Source organism: Streptomyces sp. NPDC050422, from assembly GCF_044458665.1.
GTDB lineage: Bacteria > Actinomycetota > Actinomycetes > Streptomycetales > Streptomycetaceae > Streptomyces.
Map to the genome: position 1 here is coordinate 75,807 of NZ_JBITIE010000026.1, position 20,721 is coordinate 96,527.

At 72.0% G+C, this 20,721-nt stretch carries 17 protein-coding genes; 9 read left to right on the forward strand and 8 right to left on the reverse strand.

Annotated elements, in window-relative coordinates; genetic code table 11:
- The first annotated feature begins 1 nt into the window (after nt 1).
- Together ACIBJG_RS33370 and ACIBJG_RS33375 are read left to right on the forward strand one after the other, a co-directional pair.
- On the forward strand, nt 2-763 hold the full coding sequence (locus ACIBJG_RS33370; protein WP_399313325.1) for an SDR family oxidoreductase: 762 nt from the start codon (nt 2-4) through the stop codon (nt 761-763).
- Between the two features lie 86 nt (nt 764-849).
- The gene (locus tag ACIBJG_RS33375; protein WP_399313327.1) at nt 850-1,509 is read left to right on the forward strand and encodes a GNAT family N-acetyltransferase; all 660 of its coding nucleotides are present in this window, start codon (nt 850-852) and stop codon (nt 1,507-1,509) included.
- Between the two features lie 12 nt (nt 1,510-1,521).
- Here ACIBJG_RS33375 and ACIBJG_RS33380 read toward each other — a convergent pair whose 3' ends face one another.
- Complete coding sequence (locus ACIBJG_RS33380; protein WP_399313329.1) at nt 1,522-2,613, reverse strand: hypothetical protein; 1,092 nt, start codon at nt 2,611-2,613, stop codon at nt 1,522-1,524.
- A 105-nt stretch (nt 2,614-2,718) separates the two neighbouring features.
- Nucleotides 2,719-3,720, reverse strand: coding sequence for an endonuclease/exonuclease/phosphatase family protein (locus ACIBJG_RS33385; protein ID WP_399313330.1), 1,002 nt, complete (start codon nt 3,718-3,720; stop codon nt 2,719-2,721).
- A 362-nt stretch (nt 3,721-4,082) separates the two neighbouring features.
- On the opposite strand from ACIBJG_RS33385, the gene ACIBJG_RS33390 reads away from it, so the two are divergent.
- The gene (locus ACIBJG_RS33390; RefSeq protein ID WP_399313332.1) at nt 4,083-5,972 is read left to right on the forward strand and encodes a protein kinase; all 1,890 of its coding nucleotides are present in this window, start codon (nt 4,083-4,085) and stop codon (nt 5,970-5,972) included.
- An 84-nt stretch (nt 5,973-6,056) separates the two neighbouring features.
- Here ACIBJG_RS33390 and ACIBJG_RS33395 read toward each other — a convergent pair whose 3' ends face one another.
- Nucleotides 6,057-6,557 (reverse strand): hypothetical protein, encoded by a 501-nt coding sequence (locus tag ACIBJG_RS33395; protein ID WP_399313334.1) that lies wholly within the window; start codon nt 6,555-6,557, stop codon nt 6,057-6,059.
- Nucleotides 6,558-6,653: 96 nt separating this feature from the next.
- On the opposite strand from ACIBJG_RS33395, the gene ACIBJG_RS33400 reads away from it, so the two are divergent.
- The 3 genes from ACIBJG_RS33400 to ACIBJG_RS33410 all read left to right on the forward strand — a co-directional run bounded on the left by ACIBJG_RS33400 (nt 6,654) and on the right by ACIBJG_RS33410 (nt 9,568).
- Nucleotides 6,654-7,346 (forward strand): hypothetical protein, encoded by a 693-nt coding sequence (locus ACIBJG_RS33400; protein ID WP_399313335.1) that lies wholly within the window; start codon nt 6,654-6,656, stop codon nt 7,344-7,346.
- A gap of 173 nt (nt 7,347-7,519) precedes the next feature.
- A complete protein-coding gene (gene pip, locus ACIBJG_RS33405; RefSeq protein ID WP_399313337.1) occupies nt 7,520-8,497 on the forward strand; it encodes a prolyl aminopeptidase in 978 nt (325 codons plus the stop codon).
- A 75-nt stretch (nt 8,498-8,572) separates the two neighbouring features.
- A complete protein-coding gene (locus tag ACIBJG_RS33410) occupies nt 8,573-9,568 on the forward strand; it encodes an aldo/keto reductase (protein WP_399313338.1) in 996 nt (331 codons plus the stop codon).
- Between the two features lie 152 nt (nt 9,569-9,720).
- On the opposite strand, the gene thpR is transcribed toward ACIBJG_RS33410, so the two are convergent.
- From thpR to ACIBJG_RS33425, 3 genes are all read right to left on the reverse strand, one after another.
- On the reverse strand, nt 9,721-10,284 hold the full coding sequence (gene thpR, locus ACIBJG_RS33415; protein ID WP_399313340.1) for an RNA 2',3'-cyclic phosphodiesterase: 564 nt from the start codon (nt 10,282-10,284) through the stop codon (nt 9,721-9,723).
- Nucleotides 10,285-10,402: 118 nt separating this feature from the next.
- Nucleotides 10,403-11,737 carry an MFS transporter gene (locus ACIBJG_RS33420; RefSeq protein ID WP_399313342.1) on the reverse strand — a complete coding sequence of 445 codons (1,335 nt, stop codon included), beginning with the start codon at nt 11,735-11,737 and terminating at the stop codon, nt 10,403-10,405.
- Nucleotides 11,738-11,833: 96 nt separating this feature from the next.
- On the reverse strand, nt 11,834-12,274 hold the full coding sequence (locus tag ACIBJG_RS33425; protein WP_219573152.1) for a MarR family winged helix-turn-helix transcriptional regulator: 441 nt from the start codon (nt 12,272-12,274) through the stop codon (nt 11,834-11,836).
- Between the two features lie 145 nt (nt 12,275-12,419).
- Here ACIBJG_RS33425 and ACIBJG_RS33430 point away from each other — a divergent pair, with 145 nt between their 5' ends.
- On the forward strand, nt 12,420-12,626 hold the full coding sequence (locus ACIBJG_RS33430) for a ribbon-helix-helix protein, CopG family (protein WP_356319951.1): 207 nt from the start codon (nt 12,420-12,422) through the stop codon (nt 12,624-12,626).
- Nucleotides 12,627-12,678: 52 nt separating this feature from the next.
- Here ACIBJG_RS33430 and ACIBJG_RS33435 read toward each other — a convergent pair whose 3' ends face one another.
- Complete coding sequence (locus tag ACIBJG_RS33435) at nt 12,679-14,133, reverse strand: NCS2 family permease (protein ID WP_399313345.1); 1,455 nt, start codon at nt 14,131-14,133, stop codon at nt 12,679-12,681.
- 187 nt (nt 14,134-14,320) lie between these two features.
- On the opposite strand from ACIBJG_RS33435, the gene ACIBJG_RS33440 reads away from it, so the two are divergent.
- Entirely contained in the window at nt 14,321-14,611 is a 291-nt protein-coding gene (locus ACIBJG_RS33440) for a DUF2530 domain-containing protein (RefSeq protein WP_399313347.1), read from the forward strand.
- 116 nt (nt 14,612-14,727) lie between these two features.
- On the forward strand, nt 14,728-17,250 hold the full coding sequence (locus ACIBJG_RS33445; protein WP_399313349.1) for an HAD-IC family P-type ATPase: 2,523 nt from the start codon (nt 14,728-14,730) through the stop codon (nt 17,248-17,250).
- Between the two features lie 22 nt (nt 17,251-17,272).
- Here ACIBJG_RS33445 and ACIBJG_RS33450 read toward each other — a convergent pair whose 3' ends face one another.
- Nucleotides 17,273-20,479 (reverse strand): sacsin N-terminal ATP-binding-like domain-containing protein, encoded by a 3,207-nt coding sequence (locus ACIBJG_RS33450; protein WP_399313370.1) that lies wholly within the window; start codon nt 20,477-20,479, stop codon nt 17,273-17,275.
- Nucleotides 20,480-20,721 lie beyond the last annotated feature (242 nt).

Genomic DNA, 20,721 nt, shown 5'->3' on the forward strand with positions numbered 1-20,721 from the left:
CATGAACGCCACTGCCATTGCTGAGTCCGCAGCATCCACACCCCGCGTTGCCATCGTCACCGGCGCCTCCGGCGGGATCGGCCGCGCCGTCGCCGAGCGCCTCGGCTCCGACGGTTTCGCCGTCGTCGTGCACTACGGCAGGGACGAGTCCCGCGCAGCGGAGGTCGTCGCCGCAGTCGAGGCAGCCGGCGGGGTCGCGACCGCGATCGGCGGCGACGTGGCCGACGAGGACGTGATGGCCGCGCTCTTCGCGACGGCCGAGCGGTTGTACGGCGGCGTCGACGTGGTCGTGAACACGGCCGGGATCATGCTCCTCTCGCCGATCGCCGAGCTCGACCTCGCCGACTTCGACCGCATGCACCGCACCAACGTGCGCGGCACGTTCGTCGTCTCGCAGCTCGCCGCCCGTACGCTCCGGGCCGGGGGCGCCCTGATCAACTTCTCGACCTCGGTGACCCGCCTCCAGCAGCCCACGTACGGGGCCTACGCCGCCACGAAGGGGGCCGTCGAGGCGATGACGCTGATCCTCGCCCGCGAGTTGAAGGGCCGCGACGTGACGGTGAACGCCGTCGCACCCGGCCCGACGGCCACGCCGCTCTTCCTCGACGGGAAGCCGCAGGAGGTCATCGAGGCGATCGCGTCCCGCACCCCGCTCGACCGCCTCGGGACGCCGGACGACATCGCCGAAGCCGTCGCGTTCCTCGCGGGCCCCGGCCGCTGGATCAACGGGCAGGTCCTGTACACGAACGGCGGGATCGCCTGAGCGTCATTGACGTGCGGAAACCGTCCGCCGTATGTTTTTGAACCCTGCGGTGGCCCCGGCCCTCGCCCGCTCCCCGAGAGGCGCCCGTGAACGACCGTCCGCAACCGACCACAGAGTTCGCTGTCCGCGCCGCCCTCGCGGACGACCCGGCGGAGGCCGACCGGCTCTACGAGATCTGCCTGCGCACCGCGGCGTCGGGCAAGGACGCGACGGACTCGTTCGAGGACCCGCGTCTGCCCGGCGACATCTTCCTCGCCCCCTACCTCCGGTACGCCCCCGACCTCGCCTGGGTCCTCGCCCGCCCGGACCGGCCCGCCTCCGGGTACGTCCTCGGCGTCGCCGACACCGCCTCGTTCGAGGAGACCCTGGAGCGGGAATGGTGGCCCGCGCTGCGCGCCCGGCGCGAGGGGGTGCCGGTCCGCGAGGGGTCAGCCGACGCTTTCGCCCGGAAGTGGATCGACCGTCCCCCCACCGCTCCGGCCGAGGTGGCAGCCGCCTACCCCGCCCATCTGCATATCGACCTCCTGCCCGAGGCGCAGGGCGGCGGCAACGGATCCCGTCTGATCCACACCCTGCTCGACGCGTTGCGCGCCCGGGGCGTGCGCGGCGTCCACCTCGGCGTGGGCAAGGCGAACGCCGGCGCGGTCGGCTTCTACCGGCACCTGGGGTTCGACGTGCTCGTGGAGGAGCCCGCCGCGTTCATCCTCGGTATGGACCTTGAGGACCGGGGCGAGGGCCGGGGCTGACCCCCGCTTTGCTCACAGCCGGGTGGCGGTTCCGCACCCGTCCTCGTCGGCCTCCGCCATGCGGGCGTCCATCGACGTCTCCCGGTCGTACGGGTCGACCTCGTCGCCGCGCGAACCGTCGGCGACGGCGCGTTCGGCGGCGAACTCGGGGAGGAAGTAGCCGGTGTGGTTGTCGCAGCCGCCGTTGGCGGTGTCCGACCGGTAGGAGATGAGGGAGAACGTCCCCCGCTCGGTGATGATCTTCGCCGGGTCGTCCCAGCCCATCACGATCTCGCGGCGCACGATCGTCCGCGCGACCTCCTCGCTGCCGGCGGCAGCGCGTACGACCGGGTAGACGTACGTGACATCGGCCGTCACCTCGACCGCGCCACGCTTTCCTTCGCGGTACGTGATCCGGCCGCGGGTCTTCACCACGTCCCCGACGATCCGTACCTTCGAGGGCGCGAAGCGGCTGAACAGCATCACGGGATCGTTCTCCGCGCCCGGCGTGCGGAACGCCGCTGTCAGGTACTCCTGGACGTCATCCTGATGCGGATTGATCAGCGCGATCGCCTTCGTCGGCCGCTCCCCGCGCAGTACGCCGGGGTCGAGGGCCGACACGGCGAGGAAGTCCCGGGACCGTTCGAGTGCCCGGGCCACCTCCGCCCTGCTCATCCAGCCCGTAGCACGTGCCTCGGGAAGGGGAAGCGAGGCCATTCCGTCACCCCACGCGGCTGCGGGCGATCCCCTGAACGGATCGTCGACGCTGGGGAGTTCGGTGGCCGCCTCCGTCACCGGCGGCCGGGTCGGGTTCGTCGACTCGGCGGCGAGGGGCGCGTCGTCGCCGCCCGGGAACCAGCCCGTGACCCGTCCCGGGTCCAGGGCCACCACGAGCAGGGCGACCAGCACGAAGAATCCGACGAAGTACCGGACCTTGCCCCCCGACCGCGTCGGCGGCCGGTGCGTACGCCATCCGTCCGGCGGGTCGGTCTCCTCCGTCAGCCGGCTCGCCACCATCCTGGCCCGCGCGGACGGCTCCTCGGGCGCTCCCGGAGTTCCGGCCTCGGCATCCCGGAGGAAACGCTCCCACTCCTCGTCCGGTATGGATGTCCCGTCCTTGCCCACGCTGCGCTCCCGCCTCTGTTGCGCGCCCGGTCCCTCCCCAGGGGCGGTCAAATGATCCGTGCATCATCACATGGGCCACCGGCCGGCAGCCGGACGGCCGGTCGCTCAGCCCAGCGTGACCCGGGCGGTGATCGGCAGATGGTCGCTGCCCGTCGCGGGCAGGGTGTGGATGCGGCCGACCGTCGCCGAGCGGGCCAGGACCTGGTCGATCCGGGCCAGCGGGAAGGATGCGGGGAAGCTGAACGCGAAGCCGCGCTCCGAGACGTTCAGCTGCGAGGTCAGCGGGGACAGGCCGCGGTCGTCGACCGTGCTGTTGAGGTCGCCCAGCACGATCACCTTGCCGACTGTCTCGGCGGCGACTTCCCTGCCCAGCAGGTGGGCGCTCTCGTCCCGCCAGGAGGTGGCGAACCCGCTCGTTCCGACACGGATCGAAGGCAAGTGCGCGACGTAGGCGGCGACTTCACCCTGCGGGGTGTGGACCACGGTCCGCAGGCCGCGGCTCCAGCCCTCATCGATCTCCTTGGGCTTGATGTCCACCACGCGCGTGTCGGAGAGCGGGAGCTTCGACCAGATCCCGACCGAGCCCCGGACCTCGTGGAACCGGAAGTCCGGGGCGAGGGCCTTCTCGTACTCGGGTAGGGCGGCCGGGACCAGTTCCTCCAGCGCGATCAGGTCGGGCCCGGCGTCGGCCAGGGTGCGGGCCGTGCCCGCCGGGTCCGTGTTCACGTCGCTCACGTTGTGCTGCACCACGACCAGATCGCGCGCGCCGGGCTCCGGCGCGGCGAGGAACAGCCCGCCGAACGCGTACCCCCACGCCGCCACCGGCAGGAGCAGGGACAGCAGGGCGGTGACCGAGCGGCGCAGCAGAGCGCACGCGAGCAGGGGGACGACCGCGAGGCCGAGCCACGGCAGGAACGCCTCCAACAGGCTTCCCAGGCGGCCGGGCCGGTTCGGCATCACGCCGGGGAACGCGAGCAGGAGCGCCGTGAGCAGGGCGAGCCCGGCGAGCACCCGGCCTCGCACCCAACGCCCGGGGCGCTCCCACCTCCGCCGGGAGGCGCCGGTCCTCGTCGCCGGGGCCACGCCGCTGTCCGTTCGCTCCACCATGATGTTTCGTCTGCCCCGTCCGCTTGTTGACCTTGTTCTCGAGGACGGGCTGCCAGGTCGGACAGTTCCCGGCTGCGGGGTACCGGGCCGCTTCGTGACGTGCGACGCGCGTGGGGCAGCGTGAGCGACTGCTCAAGCGGGAGCATCCTCGCAGGCCGGGACGGGTGCGGCGCCCTGACGAGGGCGGGGCGTGCGCGGGCGGGGGCACGACACACATCGAACCGCGCCGAATCACGTCGCACGCACGTCCGGACGGTGCGTCAAACTGCGTACACTCCGCAGTACTTGGCCGACCGATCAGAACCCTGCGGACCTCCGCTAACCTATGGCGCATGCACGGGGAACTGGAAGATAGCTCTAGTTTGAGCGGCAGCGGAGCCAAGCCTCTGGAGTCGCGGGATCCGCGGTACATCGGCTCGTTCCGGTTGCTCGGGGTGCTCGGCTCCGGCGGCATGGGCCGGGTCTACCTCGGCGTCGCGCCGCCGGCCGAGAAGCAGGCGGGGCCGGGTGCGGGACACTACGCCGCCGTGAAGCAGGTGCTCCCCGCGCTGGCCGAGGACACCGCGTTCCTGGGGCACTTCGGACACGAGCTCGACAACCTCGGCAGGCTGCCCGCCGGTACGAGTGCGCGGCTGCTGGCGAGCGACCGCGCCCACCGGCCGCCGTGGTTCGCCACGGAGTACATCCCCGGCATCACGCTCAGCGACGCCATGCGGCTGCACGACGGCCCGCTGCCGGCCGACTCCCTGTGGCGGCTGCTGCGCGACGCGGCGGCCGGGCTGCGGACGGTGCACGCCGCCGACATCGTGCACCGCGACCTCAAGCCCTCCAACGTCATGCTGACGCTCGACGGTGTCAGCCTGATCGACTTCGGGGTGGCGCGGGCCGCCGACCAGAGCAGGCTCACCAGGACCGGCATGGTCGTCGGCACCCCGGCCTACATGGCACCCGAACAGGCCATCGCCAACCAGAAGCTGACCGGTGCCGCGGACGTCTTCGCGCTCGGCAGCCTGGTGCTGTACGCGGCCAACGGACGGCCGCCCTTCGGGGACGGTTCCGGGCTCGACCTGCTGTACCGCATCGTTCACGAGGCACCCGACTTCGGGCGGCTGCCGGAGACCGACCCGGAGTTGGCCGGCATCCTGAAGTCCTGTCTGGCCAAGGAGGCCGCCGACCGGCCCACGGCCGACGAGCTCTTCGCCCTGGCCGCCGCCCGGGTGCCGGGCGCGGCCTCCTCACCGTGGCCGTCGGCGGTCACGGACCGGATCACCGAGCGCGAGGCGTTCGCCGCGAAGCCGCCCCCGCCCGAGGCCGAGGTACAGGCGCCGGACTCCCCCGACGTGGCGGTGTCGGGGAGTACGCCGGGCCCCGGTACGGACCCCGAGCCCGCCCCCGTACAGATCGTGAAGCCCGGCACGGGCCCGGACGGGAAGCCGGCCGGTGCACCCCGCGAGCGGCGCTCCCGTCGACGGCGGGTGCTGCTCGTCGCGCTGCCCGTCGTCGTGGTGGCGGGCGGCGGCCTGACCTTCAAGCTCGCCCCGTTCGAGATGTCCGACGCCGGCGCCCGCCCCGGAGCCTCGGGGCCGAGGACGCCCGGCGCGTCCGTGTCCACGTCGGGCGGCCGGTCATCGGAGTCCGCGAAACCGTCGGCCGACCCGTCGGGCTCCAGAAAGGCACCGAGCGCCGCACCCGCCAAGGAGGCCGGGGGCGGCGGAGCGGCCGGTGAGGACGCGGCCGGGGACGGCGGTCCGAGCCGAGCCACCGCGCCGGCGGGTGCGGCCGGCGGGTCCGGCGACTCCGGCACGGGCGCGAAGACCCCGGCGAAGCCCGCCCCCTCCGGAACGCACTGGCTCGAGAACTCCGCCACCGGGCAGTGCCTGGCGGCGTCCATCAACCCGTTCGGGGGCAACGCCAACGCGACGACCTCGGAGTGCGGCGCCGGGTCGACCAACGGAACCACGATGGACTACGCGTGGACGTACGGGTCCGGTTCGGGTGGCACTGTCACGCTCATGAACAAGGGCACCGGGAAGTGCCTCGAGTCCCAGCAGTTCAACGGCTACGCGTTCAAGGACTGCAACGGCGCCTCGGGCCAGGCCTGGAGGATCGGCGCCACGTCGGGCAGGGGTCACACCTTCAGCAACGTCCACCTGGGTACGTGCCTGGGCGCGACCGCCTACGGCGCCCCGTCGTCCGTGGCCTGCGACTCGCACGACGCGTCCCAGATCTGGACCGACATCACCCCGTCCTGACCGGGAGCGGTACGCGCCATCGGCGGCGGCAGCCGGCCCCCACTCACTCCCGGCCCGCGCCACCGCCCCGGACGGGCCCCGGGGTCAGCGCCCCGGGAAGCGTTCCCCGCACTCGCTGCAGTACTTGGGCGCGGACTCCTGCGACATGCGGCCACACTCGGGGCAGACCCGGTCCAGGGCGCACGGCGCCTCGCCGCCCTCGTACGTCACCGCTGAAGCGGGCGCGGGCTTGATCGTGAGACCGGGTCGGCGGCGGTGCACCGTGAGGTAGGCGAGGCCGTCCGGGCCCGCGGCCAGGGAGCGGCGCGAGGTGCGCGGCAGCCAGGTGGCCGTGGTGGGGGTCAGGACGAGGGGCTCGCCGCCGTCGCCCGGGGTGAGGCGGCCGCTGCCCGCAAGGACCACCAGGAGGACGTCCAGCACGTCCTCCTGGTGCTCGCCCACCTCGGCGCCCGCCGGAAGACGGACCAGATTGGCGTCCAACTCCCTCCCCTGCCGGTCCAGTTGCCAGAGGGCTCCGCGGTCTTCAGGAGCTGCGGCGGCGAGCAGGTCGCCGAGTACGGCCAGTACCTCGGGAGTGGAATTCACGGTTCCCAGGCTACGCCGCGGAGCGGTACGTGATCCGTCACCACCGGCCCCCGGAATTCCGGCAGCCGGACCGCATGATCGCTGTACTCTCCGCGCATGACGCCCATGCCGTCCACGACGCCCCTGCCGCCCGAACCGACGGCGACGCCGGGCACATCCGGCGCATCCGACGCTTCCGGCACATCCGGCACATCCGGCCCGCACATATCCGCGCCGTCCGGAGCGCCGGCCCCCGCCGCCACGGACGCCGAGTGCCTGGCCCTCACCCGCAGCCTGCGCCGCCGCGGGGCCCTCGTCCTGTCGGTGTTCGCCGTGGTCTGGGCCTTCGCCGGGGCGTCCGGGGTCGCGTCGTCGGGCGCCGCCCTGGCCGTCGAGATCCTCGCGGTGCCGCTCACCGCGACGGCGATCCTCCTCGCCTACCGCAAGGGCGCCGCACCCTCGCCCCGGCTGGTGGATCTGCCGCGGAACTGGGCGCGCACGGTCGGTGTCGTGAACGGCGTAGAGGTCGTGGCGATCTTCGCGGTGATCGCGGCGTCCAACGCCTCGGGCCACCCCCGCATCGTCCCGGCGGCCATCGCCCTCGTGGTGGGCCTGCACTTCTTCCCGCTCGCACGCCTCTACGACCAGTGGCAGTACAAGGGGACGGCCGTCCTGCTGAGCGTCGTCGGCATCACCGGCTTCGTACTCCTCGCGGCCGGGGCGGCGGACGAGACCGTACGGGCCGTGGTGGGCCTGGCCTCCGCCGCGGTGCTGTGGGCCTCGGCGTACCACGTCGCGGTGAAGGGCTAGGGCCTTTCGTTTGGATCAGGCCGGATCAGGGAGCGGGGTCCGGTGCGTGCAGCTGCAAGGCGGAGGAGGGAGTCACTGCGGAGCATTGGCGACCGACGAGAACGCCGCAGATGCGCGTGCCGGACCCCGCGAGCCCGGCATGATCCAAACGAAAGGCCCTAGGGAGAGCGGACATGGAACGTCGCCACGACATCTCGTACCCGCCGGTCGAACCGTACGAGCACGGCATGCTCGACGTGGGCGACGGCAACCTCGTGTACTGGGAGGCGTGCGGCAACCCGGCCGGAAAGCCCGCCCTGGTCGTGCACGGTGGTCCGGGCTCCGGGTGCACACCGCGCCCCCGTCAGGACTTCGACCCGGACCGCTACCGCGTCATCCTCTTCGACCAGCGCAACTGCGGCCGCTCCACCCCGCACGCGAGCGACCCCGCCACCGACCTGCGGCACAACACGACGGACCACCTGATCGCCGACATGGAGCGCCTGCGCATCCGGCTGGGCATCGACACGTGGCTGCTGTACGGGTGGTCCTGGGGCTCCACGCTGATCCTCGCCTACGCCGAGCGGCACCCGGAGCGGGTCAGCGAGATCGTGATCCCGGCCGTCACCACGAGCCGCCGCTCCGAGATCGACTGGCTGTACCGGGGCGCGGGGCACTTCTTCCCCGACGCGTGGGACGTGTTCCGGGCCGGCGTGCCCGAGGCCGCGAGCGACGCGACGCCCGACGTCCTCGCCGCCTACGCCCGGCGTACGGAGAGCCCCGACCCGGAGGTACGGGCACGGGCCACGGCGGACTGGTGCGCCTGGGAGGACGCGGTGCTCTCCCTGGAGGCGTACACCGGACCGCCCCCGTACAGCGGCCGCCCCGGCAGGGCCCAGCAGGCGCTGGTGCGGATCTGCGCGCACTACTTCTCGAACGGCGCCTGGCTGGAGGAGGGCCAACTGATCCGGGACGCGGGCCGGCTGGCGGGGATCCCGGGTGTACTGGTGCACGGGCGCCTCGACATGGGCGGCCCGCTGACCACCGCGTGGGAGCTGGCCAAGGCGTGGCCGGACGCGCGGCTGACGGTCATCGAGGACGCGGGGCACCTGGGCGGAGCGGCGACGAGCCGGGCGGTCCGGGCGGCGCTGGACGGGTTCGGCGGGGCGTAGGCGGACGGGGTGAACCGCCCCGCCACGCAGATCCGCCCTTGCTTCGAGCGGACTCCAAGGCGTTGGCTTGCCCCCATGAAGTACACGCAGCTCGGACGCACCGGACTCAAGGTCAGCCGCCTCGTCCTGGGGACGATGAACTTCGGCCCCCAGACCAACGAGAGCGACAGCCACGCACTCATGGACGCCGCCCTGGACGCGGGCGTCAACTTCTTCGACACCGCGAACGTCTACGGGTGGGGCGAGAACAAGGGCCGCACCGAGGAGATCCTCGGCACCTGGTTCGCGCAGGGCGGCGACCGCCGTGACAAGGTCGTGCTCGCCACCAAGGTCTACGGCAACATGGGCGCCGACGGTGAGGCGTGGCCCAACCACGACAAGCTGTCCGCCCTCAACATCCGCCGGGCCGTCGACGCCAGCCTGAAGCGGCTGCAGACGGACCACATCGACCTGTACCAGTTCCACCACGTCGACCGTTCCACGCCGATCGACGAGATCTGGCAGGCCATCGACGTACTGATCCAGCAGGGCAAGATCCTCTACGCGGGCTCGTCCAACTTCGCCGGTTACAAGATCGCCCAGGCCAACGAGCGGGCCCGGCAGCGGGGCAGCTACGGGCTGGTCAGCGAGCAGTGCATCTACAACCTGATGGAGCGCGGGGCCGAGATGGAGGTCATCCCGGCCGCCCAGGAGTACGGCCTCGGGGTCATCCCCTGGTCCCCGCTGCACGGCGGGCTGCTCGGGGGCGCGATCCGCAAGGAGCGTGAGGGCGGCGGCGCCCGGTCCGTCTCGGGCCGCTCCGGCGAGGCGCTGGCCGACCCGAAGGTGCGGGCGCAGGTCCAGTCGTACGAGGACCTGCTGGGCAAGCACGGTCTGGAGCCCGGCGAGGTGGGCCTGGCCTGGCTGCTGACCCGGCCCGGCGTCACCGGCCCGATCTCCGGTCCGCGGACGCGGGAACAGCTCGACTCCGCGCTGCGCGCGGTGGAGCTGGAGCTCTCGGACGAAGTGCTGGGCGCGCTGGAGGAGATCTTCCCCGGCCCGGGCCCGTCGCCGGAGAACTTCGCCTGGTAGAGCGGTCCCGAAAGGCCCTGGGGCCGTCCTCGGTGCGGGATCAGCTGCCGAGGGCGGCCGCCGCTGCTACGACGACGAACATCAGCACGAGCACGGCCGCCATAATGCGGTTTCTGGTCTTGGGGTCCACCCCACGAGCGTAACCGCCCGGCTCACCGTCCCAGCGGCCAGGCCCGCACCACCTCGTACCGCGGCTGCTCCCCCGGCACCCCGTCCACCGGCAGATGACTGCGTACGAGACTGAGCTCACCGGCCTCCCAGTGCAGGCCCTCGAAGCCCTCCAGGGCCGCCGTGAACGGGGTCAGGTCCGCCGGGACGCGGCTGCGGGCGAGCGTGAGGTGCGGGGTGTAGCGGCGGTGCTCCTCCATCGGCACCCCGGCCCGGCGGGCGGCGGCGTCGGCGCGCTCGGCCAGCAGCCGCAGGGTGTCCAGTGCACCCGCGGCCCCCGCCCACAGCGCCCGCCCGTCGAACCGGCCTGACCCGTGGACGCGCAGCGGGAACGCCTCGGTCCGGTGCGCGGCCCGCTCCAGCCGGCTGTACAGGTCCGGCAGCAGCTCCTCGTCGACCTCCCCGAGGAAGGCCAGCGTGTAGTGCCAGCCCGCGGTCCCGGTCCAGCGCAGCGTGGCGGCGCCGGGCAGGGAGCGCAGGGGGACCACCGCCCGGCGCAGCTCCTCGGCGGCGGGGGCCGGTGGCAGGACGGCGGCGAAGAGTCTCATGCGGCGAGTCTGGCAGCCCCCGGCGTGTCCGGGTCCGCGCGACCGAACGCCCCCGCCCACGCGTACGGCCCCGCCCGATTCCCCGGGCGGGGCCGTATCGCATCCGTGGCGGCGGCTCTCAGGCCGCCGTCGCCAGCTGCTCGCGCGGGACGAACCGCACGTGCGGGCGGCCCGGTCGCAGGTCGACCTTGAGGCGCAGGCCGCCGACGCGGGCCAGCATGAAGCCGACACCGAGCGCGGCGACCAGGGAGAACGCCCCGCCTACCGCCATGCCGGTGCGGACGCCGTACGCGTCGCTGATCCAGCCGACGATCGGGGCGCCCACCGGCGTACCACCGGCGAAGACCATCATGTAGAGGCTCATCACCCGGCCGCGCATGGCCGGGTCGGAGGCCATCTGCACGCTGGTGTTCGCGCTGATGTTGGTCGTCAGGCCGATCGTGCCGATCGGGACGAGCAGGATCGCGAAGATCCAGACGGACGGCGCCATGGAGGCGACGATCTCCAGCACACCGAACGCCGTACCGGCGGCCACCAGCATGCGCAGCCGCGAGGAGCGGCGGCGGGCGGCGAGGAGTGCGCCGGCCAGGGAGCCGGCCGCCATGAGGATGTTGAAGAACGAGTACATCCCGGCGCCGCCGTGGAAGATCTCGTCCGCGAAGGCCGTCAGCCAGATCGGGAAGTTGAAGCCGAACGTGCCGATGAAGCCGACGAGGACGATGGGCCAGATCAGCTCCGGGCGCCCGGAGACGTAACGCAGCCCCTCCCGGAGCTGCCCCTTGGCGCGCGGGATGACGACGGCCTTGTGCAGCTCGCTCGTACGCATCATCAGCAGGCCGACGAGCGGCGCGAGGAAGGACAGGCCGTTGAACATGAAGGCCCAGCCGCTGCCGACCGAGGTGATCAGCACACCCGCGACGGCGGGGCCGATGAGCCGGGCGGACTGGAAGTTCGCCGAGTTCAGGCTGACCGCGTTCCGCAGCTGGGCGGGGCCGACCATCTCGGAGACGAACGCCTGGCGGGCCGGGTTGTCCACGACCGTGACCATGCCGAGCAGGAAGGCGATCAGGTAGACGTGCCACACCTGGACCACGCCGGAGAGCGTGAGGACGGCGAGCGCGACACCGCACAGGCCGAGTGCCGCCTGGCTGAACAGGAGGAGCTTGCGCTTCGGGAGCCGGTCGGCGATGACGCCGCCGTACAGGCCGAAGAGGAGCATGGGGAGGAACTGGAGTGCCGTGGTGATACCGACGGCGGTGGCGGACCCGGTGAGGCTCAGGACGAGCCAGTCCTGCGTGATGCGGGACATCCAGGTACCGGTGTTGGAGATCACGGCGCCGGTTGCGAACAGGCGGTAGTTGCGGATCTTCAGCGACGAGAAGGTCCCGCCGGGCTTGCTCTCGTGGGTGGAAGTCGGTGCGGGGGCGGAGTCTGCTCCGGATCCCGTACTCAAAAGGGTTCGCCTCCTCGGGCGTGGACATTGCGCTGACTGACGGGGATGCGGCGGTGGGGGCGGTGCGCCGGTCGGTGTCCGGCGCGGCCCGCTCCGCTACAGGTGGGCGAGCTTCTCCAGCACGGGCGCCGCGTTGCGCAGCGTCTCCCACTCGTCCTCGTCCAGGCCTTCGGCGAGGGTGGTCAGCCAGGCGTTCCGCTTGGAGCGGCTCTCGGCGAGCATGGCTTCGGCCTGCTCGGTCTGGCTGACCATCTTCTGGCGACGGTCATCGGGGTGCGGTTCCAGTCTGACCAGTCCCTTGGCTTCCAGCAGCGCGACGATGCGAGTCATCGACGGCGGCTGCACATGCTCCTTGCGGGCCAGCTCACCGGGGGTGGCCGAACCGCAACGGGCGAGTGTGCCGAGCACCGACATCTCTGTGGGGCTCAGCGACTCGTCGACGCGCTGGTGCTTGAGTCGCCGGCCGAGGAGCATGACGGCGGAACGTAGGGAGCTCACGGCGGCGGCACTGTCGCTGTCGTGGATCAGGTCAGGCATGTTTGTTAGCGTAACTCATTACCTATTCTAAAGACCACTCGGTGGTACACGCGCGAGGCCCAGATCACCAATCGATCACCCAAACGAGTGAGTCGAATCCGGAAAGTCACGCGTGTCGGGCCCGCGGGACGTAACCCTGCTTGCCATGGGATCGACAGTGCTCAGCCTGCGGATAGACGGTGAGCTGCTCGACCGGCTCAAACAGCACGCCGCCAAACGCGGAATGAGCGTCCAGGACTATGTGGTCCGGACGCTCATTCGCGACGATTTCGACGAGCGCTTCCAGGCGGCCGTCGACGAGACGGAGAAGTTCTACGGGGCGGAGGAGGTCACGGCCGAGGAGGTCACCTGACGGAGACCGCCCGGGCCGTGAGCCCGCTCGCGCATCCGTGTCCCTCCCGGGATCACGTGAGGCCGAGCGCCGGCATCGCGTAGTAGAAGACGAAGACCGCCGACACCACATACATGGCCACCGGCACCTCGCGACCGCGGCCGACGGCCAGCCGCAGCACGCAGAACGTGATGAAGCCGATCCCGATGCCGTTGGTGATCGAGTACGTGAACGGCATCATCACCATGGCGAGGAAGGCCGGGATCGCGAGCGTGTAGTCGCTCCAGTCGATGTCCCGTACCGAGCCCGCGATGATCAGGAAGCCGACCGCCAGCAGGGCCGGAGTGGCCGCCTGCGAGGGGACCATGGTCGCCAGCGGTGTGAGGAACAGCGCCGCCGTGAACAGCAGACCGGTCACGATGCTCGCGAAGCCGGTGCGGGCCCCCTCGCCGACGCCCGCCGTGGACTCCACGAAGCAGGTGCCCGCCGAGGCGGAGCTCGCACCGCCCGCGGCGACCGCGATGCCGTCGACGAACAGCACCTTGCTGATGCCCGGGAAGTTGCCGTCCTTGTCGGTCAGCTTGGCCTCGTCGCCGACGCCGAGGATGGTGCCCATCGCGTCGAAGAAGCAGGACAGCAGCACGGTGAAGACGAACAGGATGCCGGTGAGGACACCCACCTTGTCGAAGCCGCCGAACAGGCTGACGTCACCGATCAGCCCGAAGTCGGGCGAGGCGACGGGGTTGCCCGGCCACTGGGGCACCGTGAGGCCCCAGGCCTCGCCCGGCAGGTCGGCAGCCGCCTCGACGATCAGCGCGACGGCCGTCATGGCCACGATGGAGATCAGGATCGCGCCCGGCACCTTGCGGACGATCAGCGCGAGGGTGAGCAGCACCCCGAGGACGAAGATCAGGACCGGCCAGCCGTTGAGGTGACCGTCGTTGCCCAGCTGGAGCGGCACGGTGGTGTGCGCGAGGTCCGGGATACGGGAGACGAAGCCCGAGTCGACCAGACCGATCAGCAGGATGAAGAGGCCGATACCGATCGCGATGCCCTTGCGGAGCGAGGTCGGTACGGCGTTCATCACGCGTTCCCGCAGCCCGGTCGCGACCAGCAGCATGACCACGATGCCCGCGAGGACGACCATGCCCATCGCGTCGGGCCAGCTCATCCGGGGGGCGAGCTGGAGGGCGACGACGGTGTTGACGCCGAGGCCCGCGGCCAGGGCGATCGGCACGTTGCCGATGACGCCCATGAGCAGGGTGGAGAACGCCGCCGTCAGCACCGTCGCGGTGACCAGCTGGCCACTGTCGAGCTGGTGCCCGTACATGTCCTTCGCGCTGCCCAGGATGATCGGGTTCAGCACGATGATGTACGCCATCGCGAAGAACGTGGCGAAGCCACCGCGGATCTCACGCGCGACCGACGACCCCCGCTCGGAGATCTTGAAGAAACCGTCCAGGCCGCCGGTGGGCCCGGGCGCGGGAGGCGGTGTGGAGTCGACCGGAGCGGTGGCCGAGGGGGACATGTATGACCTCAGTCGTGCGTAGAGGGGGGTGAAAAGCAGTCAGCTTTGGACTTTCGTACGAACAATTCACGACAGTCGTAAGCAGATTCAGTATGAATACATAAGGCGAAGATCGCTATCTCCGCGCGTAGACCCTTGCGCCGACTGGCCCGACCGCCTTTATGTACGCGCCGCATACACTGGCGGCATGGCGAAGTGGACACCGAAGCACGAGGCACCCGAGCCCCTGGAGGGGCCGGTCGTCGCGACCATCACCGGCGGCACGATCCTCTGGTTCGTCCTCTTCCTGGTCCAGCTCCCGTTCTACGGCTGGTTCGACGACCACGGACACCTGTGGTGGCTGTGGACCTGCCTCGCCGGTGCCGGGCTCGGACTGATCGGCATCTGGTACGTACGGGGCCGCGACGCGGCGCTCAAGCGGGCTGCCGCCGCGGCGGCGCACGATGATCAGACGGACACTCCGGGCGCCACCGCCTGAGTACGAGCCTCCGGCGCCGGGCCCGTACACCCACGGGACCATTCCCCTCCTCCCCCGGTCTGATCTTCGGACCCCCCGGTGGGTGAACCGGACGTTCCGCCCGTACCGTCGGAACTATGACTCAGCGGGCACTCGATCCCTCCGGGGAACAGCCGGACGGTTCCTCCGGATCCCCCGGCCCCGGCCGGCCGGTGAAGATCGACGCCGGTTCCGAACTCGACCCGGTCCACCCGGTGGACCTGCCCGCCACCTCCGCGCGCGGTCTGACCGCGGCCGAGGTCGCCGAGCGGATCGCTCGCGGCGAGGTCAACGACGTACCGGTCCGCTCCTCCCGGTCCGTGACCGAGATCGTCCGCGCCAACGTCTTCACCCGGTTCAACCTGATCATCGGCGTGCTCTGGGTGATCATGCTGTTCGTCGCGCCGATCCAGGACAGCCTCTTCGGCTTCGTGATCATCGCCAACACCGGCATCGGCATCGTGCAGGAGTGGCGGGCCAAGAAGACCCTGGACAGCCTCGCGGTCATCGGCGAGGCGAAACCCACGGTGCGGCGGGACGGGGTGGCCGCCGAGGTCTCCGTCTCCGAGATCGTCCTCGGCGACCTCGTCGAACTCGGCCCCGGCGACAAGGTCATCGTGGACGGCACGGTCACCGAGGCCGACAGCCTGGAGATCGACGAGTCCCTGCTCACCGGCGAGGCCGACCCGGTACTGAAACGGGCCGGCGACCCCGTCATGTCCGGCAGCTTCGTCGTCGCCGGCGGCGGTGCCTTCGCCGCCACCAAGGTCGGCCGCGAGGCCTACGCCGCGCAGCTCGCCGAGGAAGCCTCCCGCTTCACGCTCGTCCAGTCCGAGCTGCGCAGCGGCATCTCCACCATCCTCAAGTACGTCACCTGGATGATGATCCCGACCGCGATCGGCCTGATCATCAGCCAGCTCGTCGTCAAGGACAACAACTTCAAGGAGTCGGTCGCCCGGACCGTCGGCGGCATCGTCCCGATGATCCCGGAAGGCCTGGTCCTGCTCACCTCGGTCGCCTTCGCAATCGGAGTCGTACGGCTGGGGCGCAAGCAGTGCCTGGTGCAGGAACTCCCCGCCATCGAGGGCCTGGCCCGGGTCGACGTCGTCTGCCTCGACAAGACCGGCACCCTCACCGAGGGCGGCATGGACGTCACCGAGGTCCGCGCACTGAACGGGACGGACGACCCGTACCTGCGCCGCGTCCTCGGGGCCTTCGGCGCCTCCGACCCGCGGCCCAACGCCAGCCTCCAGGCCATCATCGACACCTACCCGGCCCCTTCCCCTTCCCCTTCCCCTTCCCCTTCCCCTTCCCCTTCCCCGGACGGCACGGGCTGGCGCGTCACGCAGGCGCTGCCGTTCTCCTCCGCCCGCAAGTACAGCGGCGCCGCGTTCGACGAGGGCGCGGGACAGCAGTCGTCCTGGCTGCTCGGCGCCCCCGACGTGCTGCTGCCCGAGGCGGACCCGGCACTCGCCGAGATCGAGCAGCTCAACGAGCAGGGCCTGCGAGTGCTGCTGCTGGCCCGGGCACAGGGTGAGCTGGACGGCCCGGACATCGCCGCCGGAGCCGTACCGAGCGCCCTGATCGTCCTGGAGCAGCGGCTGCGGCCCGACGCCGGGGAGACCCTCGCCTACTTCGCCGACCAGCGGGTCGCCACGAAGGTGATCTCCGGGGACAACGCCGTCTCGGTCGGTGCCGTCGCCGCGAAGCTCGGCCTGCCGGGCGCCGAGCACACGCTGGACGCGCGCAAGCTGCCCACCGACCCGGACGCGATGGCCACCGCCATGGAGGAGAACGCGGTGTTCGGCCGCGTCACCCCGCAACAGAAGCGGGACATGGTCGCCGCCCTCCAGTCGCGCGGCCACACCGTCGCGATGACGGGCGACGGCGTCAACGACGTCCTCGCCCTCAAGGACGCCGACATCGGCGTCTCGATGGGCTCGGGCTCGGAGGCGACCCGGGCGGTCGCCCAGATCGTGCTGCTGAACAACAGCTTCGCGACTCTGCCGTCCGTCGTCGCCGAGGGCCGCCGCGTCATCGGCAACATCACCCGCGTCGCCACGCTGTTCCTGACGAAGACGGTCTACTCGGTGCTGCTGGCCGTCCTGGTCGTCTGCTTCCAGGTCGAGTACCCGTTCCTGCCCCGCCATCTGACCCTGCTGTCGACGCTGACGATCGGCGTCCCGGCGTTCTTCCTGGCCCTGGCGCCCAACAAGGAACGGGCCCATCCGCACTTCGTGCGCCGCGTCATGCGGTACGCGATCCCGTCGGGCACCATCGCGGCCGTCGCCACCTTCGCGATGTACCTGATCGCCCGCAGCCACTACTCCGGTACGGGCGCGCTGGACGCGGAGACGAGCGTGGCGACACTCACACTGTTCCTGGTCTCGATGTGGGTCCTGGCGATCATCGCGCGCCCCTACACCTGGTGGCGGATCTGCCTGGTCGCGGCGATGGGGCTGGCGTTCCTGATCGTGCTCATGGTGCCGTGGCTCCAGGACTTCTTCGCCCTGAAGCTGGTGGGCACGACGATGCCGTGGACGGCGGTGGGCATCGCCGTGGTGGCCTCGGTCGCCCTGGAATACGCCTGGCGGCTGGTGGGCCGCCGCTTCCCGGTGTAGCGGCCCCCCAGGGGCATCGCCGTCAGTCGAACCAGCGGTCCCGGGCCAGTTCGCCCGTGCGGGAGGGGTCCTCCAGCAGGGCCGCGACCTCGAAGCGGCGCGGCCACTGGCCCGCCGCCCAGGCCAGGCCCGCCGCGACGCCCTCCAGGGTCGATGCGTGGACGACGCCGTCCGAGGTGCGGCGCCAGTCCAGTTCTACGCCGCCCGCCCGCAGCTCGCCGTGCTCGACGTACGTGTCCGGGGTGCCGGGGCCGAGCAGGATGCGGACCGGGCCCGGGACCTGGTGCTCCTCGCCCTCGGACGTCACCTCCGCCTCGACGCTCTCGCCGAGCCGCCGCACCTGCAACAGCTCGGCCAGCTCCGCCGCGCTCGCCGGGGCGACCGGCAGGAGTGCGACGCCGCCGGTCAGGGGCAGCAGGTCCGGGGCGTCCGCGATCATCGCGTCCGCCGCGTCGACCACCCGTACTTCGCCGTCGACCACGGCCCGCAGCTCGTCCGGCAGCGTGACCTGCTCCGGGTCGAGATCGGCGAGCGCCGTGTAGAGGGAGTGCAGCTGTACGGGAGCGACCGGGCGGTCCTCGTCCGCGAGCCGGCCGAGGAGTTCGGCCGCACCGCCGGGCTCGTCCAGCAGGGCCGCGACCGAAGTCCGTACACCGAGGGCGCGCAGCACCTGGGCGTCGTCGAAGCCGGTCGCGTCGGCGGAGTCGTACAGGCCCGCCAGCCGGGGATCGCCCCCGTGGGCGCGCAGACCGGCCGGGCGGCGGCCGTCCAGCACGGGGTGGTCGCGCAGCCACCAGGCGGTGTACGGGCGTACGGACTGCGTCGTGCCGTCCGGGAGCAGCACCCGCACCGGCTGGGTCAGCGCGTCACGCAGCGGCGGCCGGGCCAGGAGGGCGAGCGCCTGCGGCCAGGCGTCGTCGTCGACGAGGTCGAGGTCGCGGACGGCGACGATCTCGGTGGCTACCGGCGGCACGGAAGTGTCCGGGAGCTGGTCGAGGATGTCCTCGCACCACACGTCGACGGCGTCGAGCAGCCCGGCGTCGTCGGGTTCGGCGAAGTCGCTGTCGCGGGGCTCCAGCTCGTCAGGATCCAGGACCACGTCGGTGGCCCGGACCAGGGCGAACGTGGCGAGTACCCCGCACGCGGTGAGCGGCTGCTCGCCCCAGCGGGCAGCCAGGTCCGCGTCGCAGTGGGCGAGTTCGCCCTCGCGCATGATCGCGGCGAACGGGCTGCCGGGCAGCACCAGTTCCCCAGCCGGTGCGAGCTCGCCGTCCTCGTCGGGCAGGGCGAGCGCGCCGAGCCAGGGCTCCTCGCCGGGCGTCAGGTCGGCGTCCCGGACCAGGGTGAGGACGGTCTCCACGAGCTCGTCGCCGTCCAGCGCGTCCTCGTCCCAGATCTCGCCCGCGTCCAGCGAACCGGCGACGGCGGCCCGCACCTGCGGGGTCGTCAGCACGGCGCGCGGGGTGGCGGGCAAGGCGCCCAGCTTCTCCAGGAGCGGGTGCGCGGCATCCGGATGCGCGACCTTCAGCCCGAGCCGGCCGAGCCGGTCCAGGACCGGGCCGGTCAGCGCGTCGGGCAGCGGGAGCAGGATCTGCCGGGGGCCGATCGTCGTACGCGGTACGGCAGGCGCCTCGGGATCCGACCCCTTGGACTCCGTTCCGGCGAGCGGCACCGGAAGGCCCGTCAGCCGGTCCGGGTCGACCCCGGCCAGGCTGTCGTACAGCCGCCGCCACCAGGCGGAGTCGCGCTCCAGTCCTGCGAGCCGGTCGATGGCCTCGGTCAGGGGTACGCGGGCGACGCCGAGCGTCCGCAGTTCGCTGCGGCGCTCAAGTCCCGCGGGCAGCAAGCACGGCAGCACCTCGGCCAGCACGGTGACGGTCTCGGCGCCGACCCCCTCCAGCACCTCGGCCTCGATCGGCCGCAGTGCGGTCGTGGCCTTGCGGGCACTCTCCGTCCCCGCGTCCCAGCTGTCCCACCGGTCCGGTTCGGCGGCGGGGTCGCGCGGGGCGGCCGGCTCCAGGAACGCGACGCGCGGCAGCCGCTCCAGTACGGCGCCCCGCAGCGCGCCGTCCAGCTCACCCTTGCCGAGCGGACCGGGGACGAGCCCGATGGTGGCGACGGTCACCGGCTGCCAGTCGGCGAGCAGTTCCGCGTACGCGTCGGCCGCGCGCTGCACCAGGAAGTCGGTGAGCGGGCCGGGCGCGGGGTGCCGGCGGGTGGTGTCCAGCGGCAGCGAGGCGATGAGCAGCGCGGGAAAGCCGAGCGGTTCGTCGGTAGGCGTCGGGGCGTGCACGACGGGGGCGGTACGGGGGTGGACCGGGGCGCCCTCCGCGTCGACAGGGACAGCCCAGGTCACCGACCAGTGCGGGCGCAGCCGTTCCTCCAGCGGGCGGTCGGCGAGCAGGGCGGGCTCGACGGGGCCGTGGTGGGCGACGGTCCGCCAGCGGTTCGTACCGTGCGCGGAGTCCTCGATGTGCGTGTACGGGCCGTGCTGCGAGCGGCGCAACGTCCGTACGGTGTCCGGGGTTTCGACGACGATCTCGTCCAGGCCGGCCAGTGTGAGCAGCAGGGCGTCGTCCACTGCGTCGAGCAGCCGGCCGACCAGGTCCTCAGCGACGCCGTCGCGCAGCGGCAGGACGACGACGGTGTCGTACCCGTCGGGTGCGGTGCCCTCGGTGGGCAGCGGGAGGCGCAGCAGCGGTACGTGGCCGTCGCGGCGGCGCAGCTCGTCGCCGAGGCCGGGGCTGCCGACGGCCGCCTCGCGGGCGAGGTCGCGGGCCTCGGCGAGGGACCAGCGAACGCCGCCGTGCCGGCCGACGACGGCCGGCTCGTCGCTCACCGCGAGCACGGCGGCGAACCCGACACCGAACCTGCCGACGGCCCCGTCGTGGCCCTCGCGCTTCGCGGAGGCCCGCAGGGTGGACAGCGACTCCACGCCGGTGGCGTCCAGGGACGCACCGGTGTTCGCGGCGGCGAGGACGGCGGGGGCGACCTCCGTCGCCGGGTGCAGGGTCAGCCGGAGCCGACCGGGCACGTGGGCACGGGCCGCGGCGTCGGCGGCGTTCTGGGCCAGCTCGACGACGAGGCGGTCACGGTAGCCGCCGAGCGCGAGGTCCTCCTCCGCGTTGGCGTCCTCACGGAAGCGGGCGGGGCCGGCACCCCAGGCATCGAGCACGCCGCGTCGCAGCCGTGCGGTCCCGAACGGGTCGGCCCCCTCGGTCGCAATCATGCTCACGCCGTGACTCCCTCATCCGTCGTCCGGTTACGCGTACCCCGCGCTGCCCATTGTGCGCCCGAAGTTGGTGTGCGGGGTTCCGTCCTCAAGCGCCGGACGGGCTTGTGTGCGGGTACTCCGCGCGGTGCGGTGCGCCTCTGTCCGGTGGGTGGGGGTGGGGGCCCTCCGGGGAGACTCCTCAAAAATGGCGTGTTCACCCGACGACGAACCTGTACCCGGGTCGTACGCCATTTTCT

Coding starts and splice junctions, on each gene's coding strand:
- ACIBJG_RS33400 (WP_399313335.1), top strand. CDS start 6,654: ATGACGCCCATGCCGTCCACGACGCCCCTGCCGCCCGAACCGACGGCG.
- ACIBJG_RS33450 (WP_399313370.1), bottom strand. CDS start 20,479: ATGATTGCGACCGAGGGGGCCGACCCGTTCGGGACCGCACGGCTGCGA.
- pip (WP_399313337.1), top strand. CDS start 7,520: ATGGAACGTCGCCACGACATCTCGTACCCGCCGGTCGAACCGTACGAG.
- ACIBJG_RS33445 (WP_399313349.1), top strand. CDS start 14,728: ATGACTCAGCGGGCACTCGATCCCTCCGGGGAACAGCCGGACGGTTCC.
- thpR (WP_399313340.1), bottom strand. CDS start 10,284: ATGAGACTCTTCGCCGCCGTCCTGCCACCGGCCCCCGCCGCCGAGGAG.
- ACIBJG_RS33440 (WP_399313347.1), top strand. CDS start 14,321: ATGGCGAAGTGGACACCGAAGCACGAGGCACCCGAGCCCCTGGAGGGG.
- ACIBJG_RS33410 (WP_399313338.1), top strand. CDS start 8,573: ATGAAGTACACGCAGCTCGGACGCACCGGACTCAAGGTCAGCCGCCTC.
- ACIBJG_RS33370 (WP_399313325.1), top strand. CDS start 2: ATGAACGCCACTGCCATTGCTGAGTCCGCAGCATCCACACCCCGCGTT.
- ACIBJG_RS33425 (WP_219573152.1), bottom strand. CDS start 12,274: ATGCCTGACCTGATCCACGACAGCGACAGTGCCGCCGCCGTGAGCTCC.
- ACIBJG_RS33385 (WP_399313330.1), bottom strand. CDS start 3,720: ATGGTGGAGCGAACGGACAGCGGCGTGGCCCCGGCGACGAGGACCGGC.
- ACIBJG_RS33435 (WP_399313345.1), bottom strand. CDS start 14,133: ATGTCCCCCTCGGCCACCGCTCCGGTCGACTCCACACCGCCTCCCGCG.
- ACIBJG_RS33430 (WP_356319951.1), top strand. CDS start 12,420: ATGGGATCGACAGTGCTCAGCCTGCGGATAGACGGTGAGCTGCTCGAC.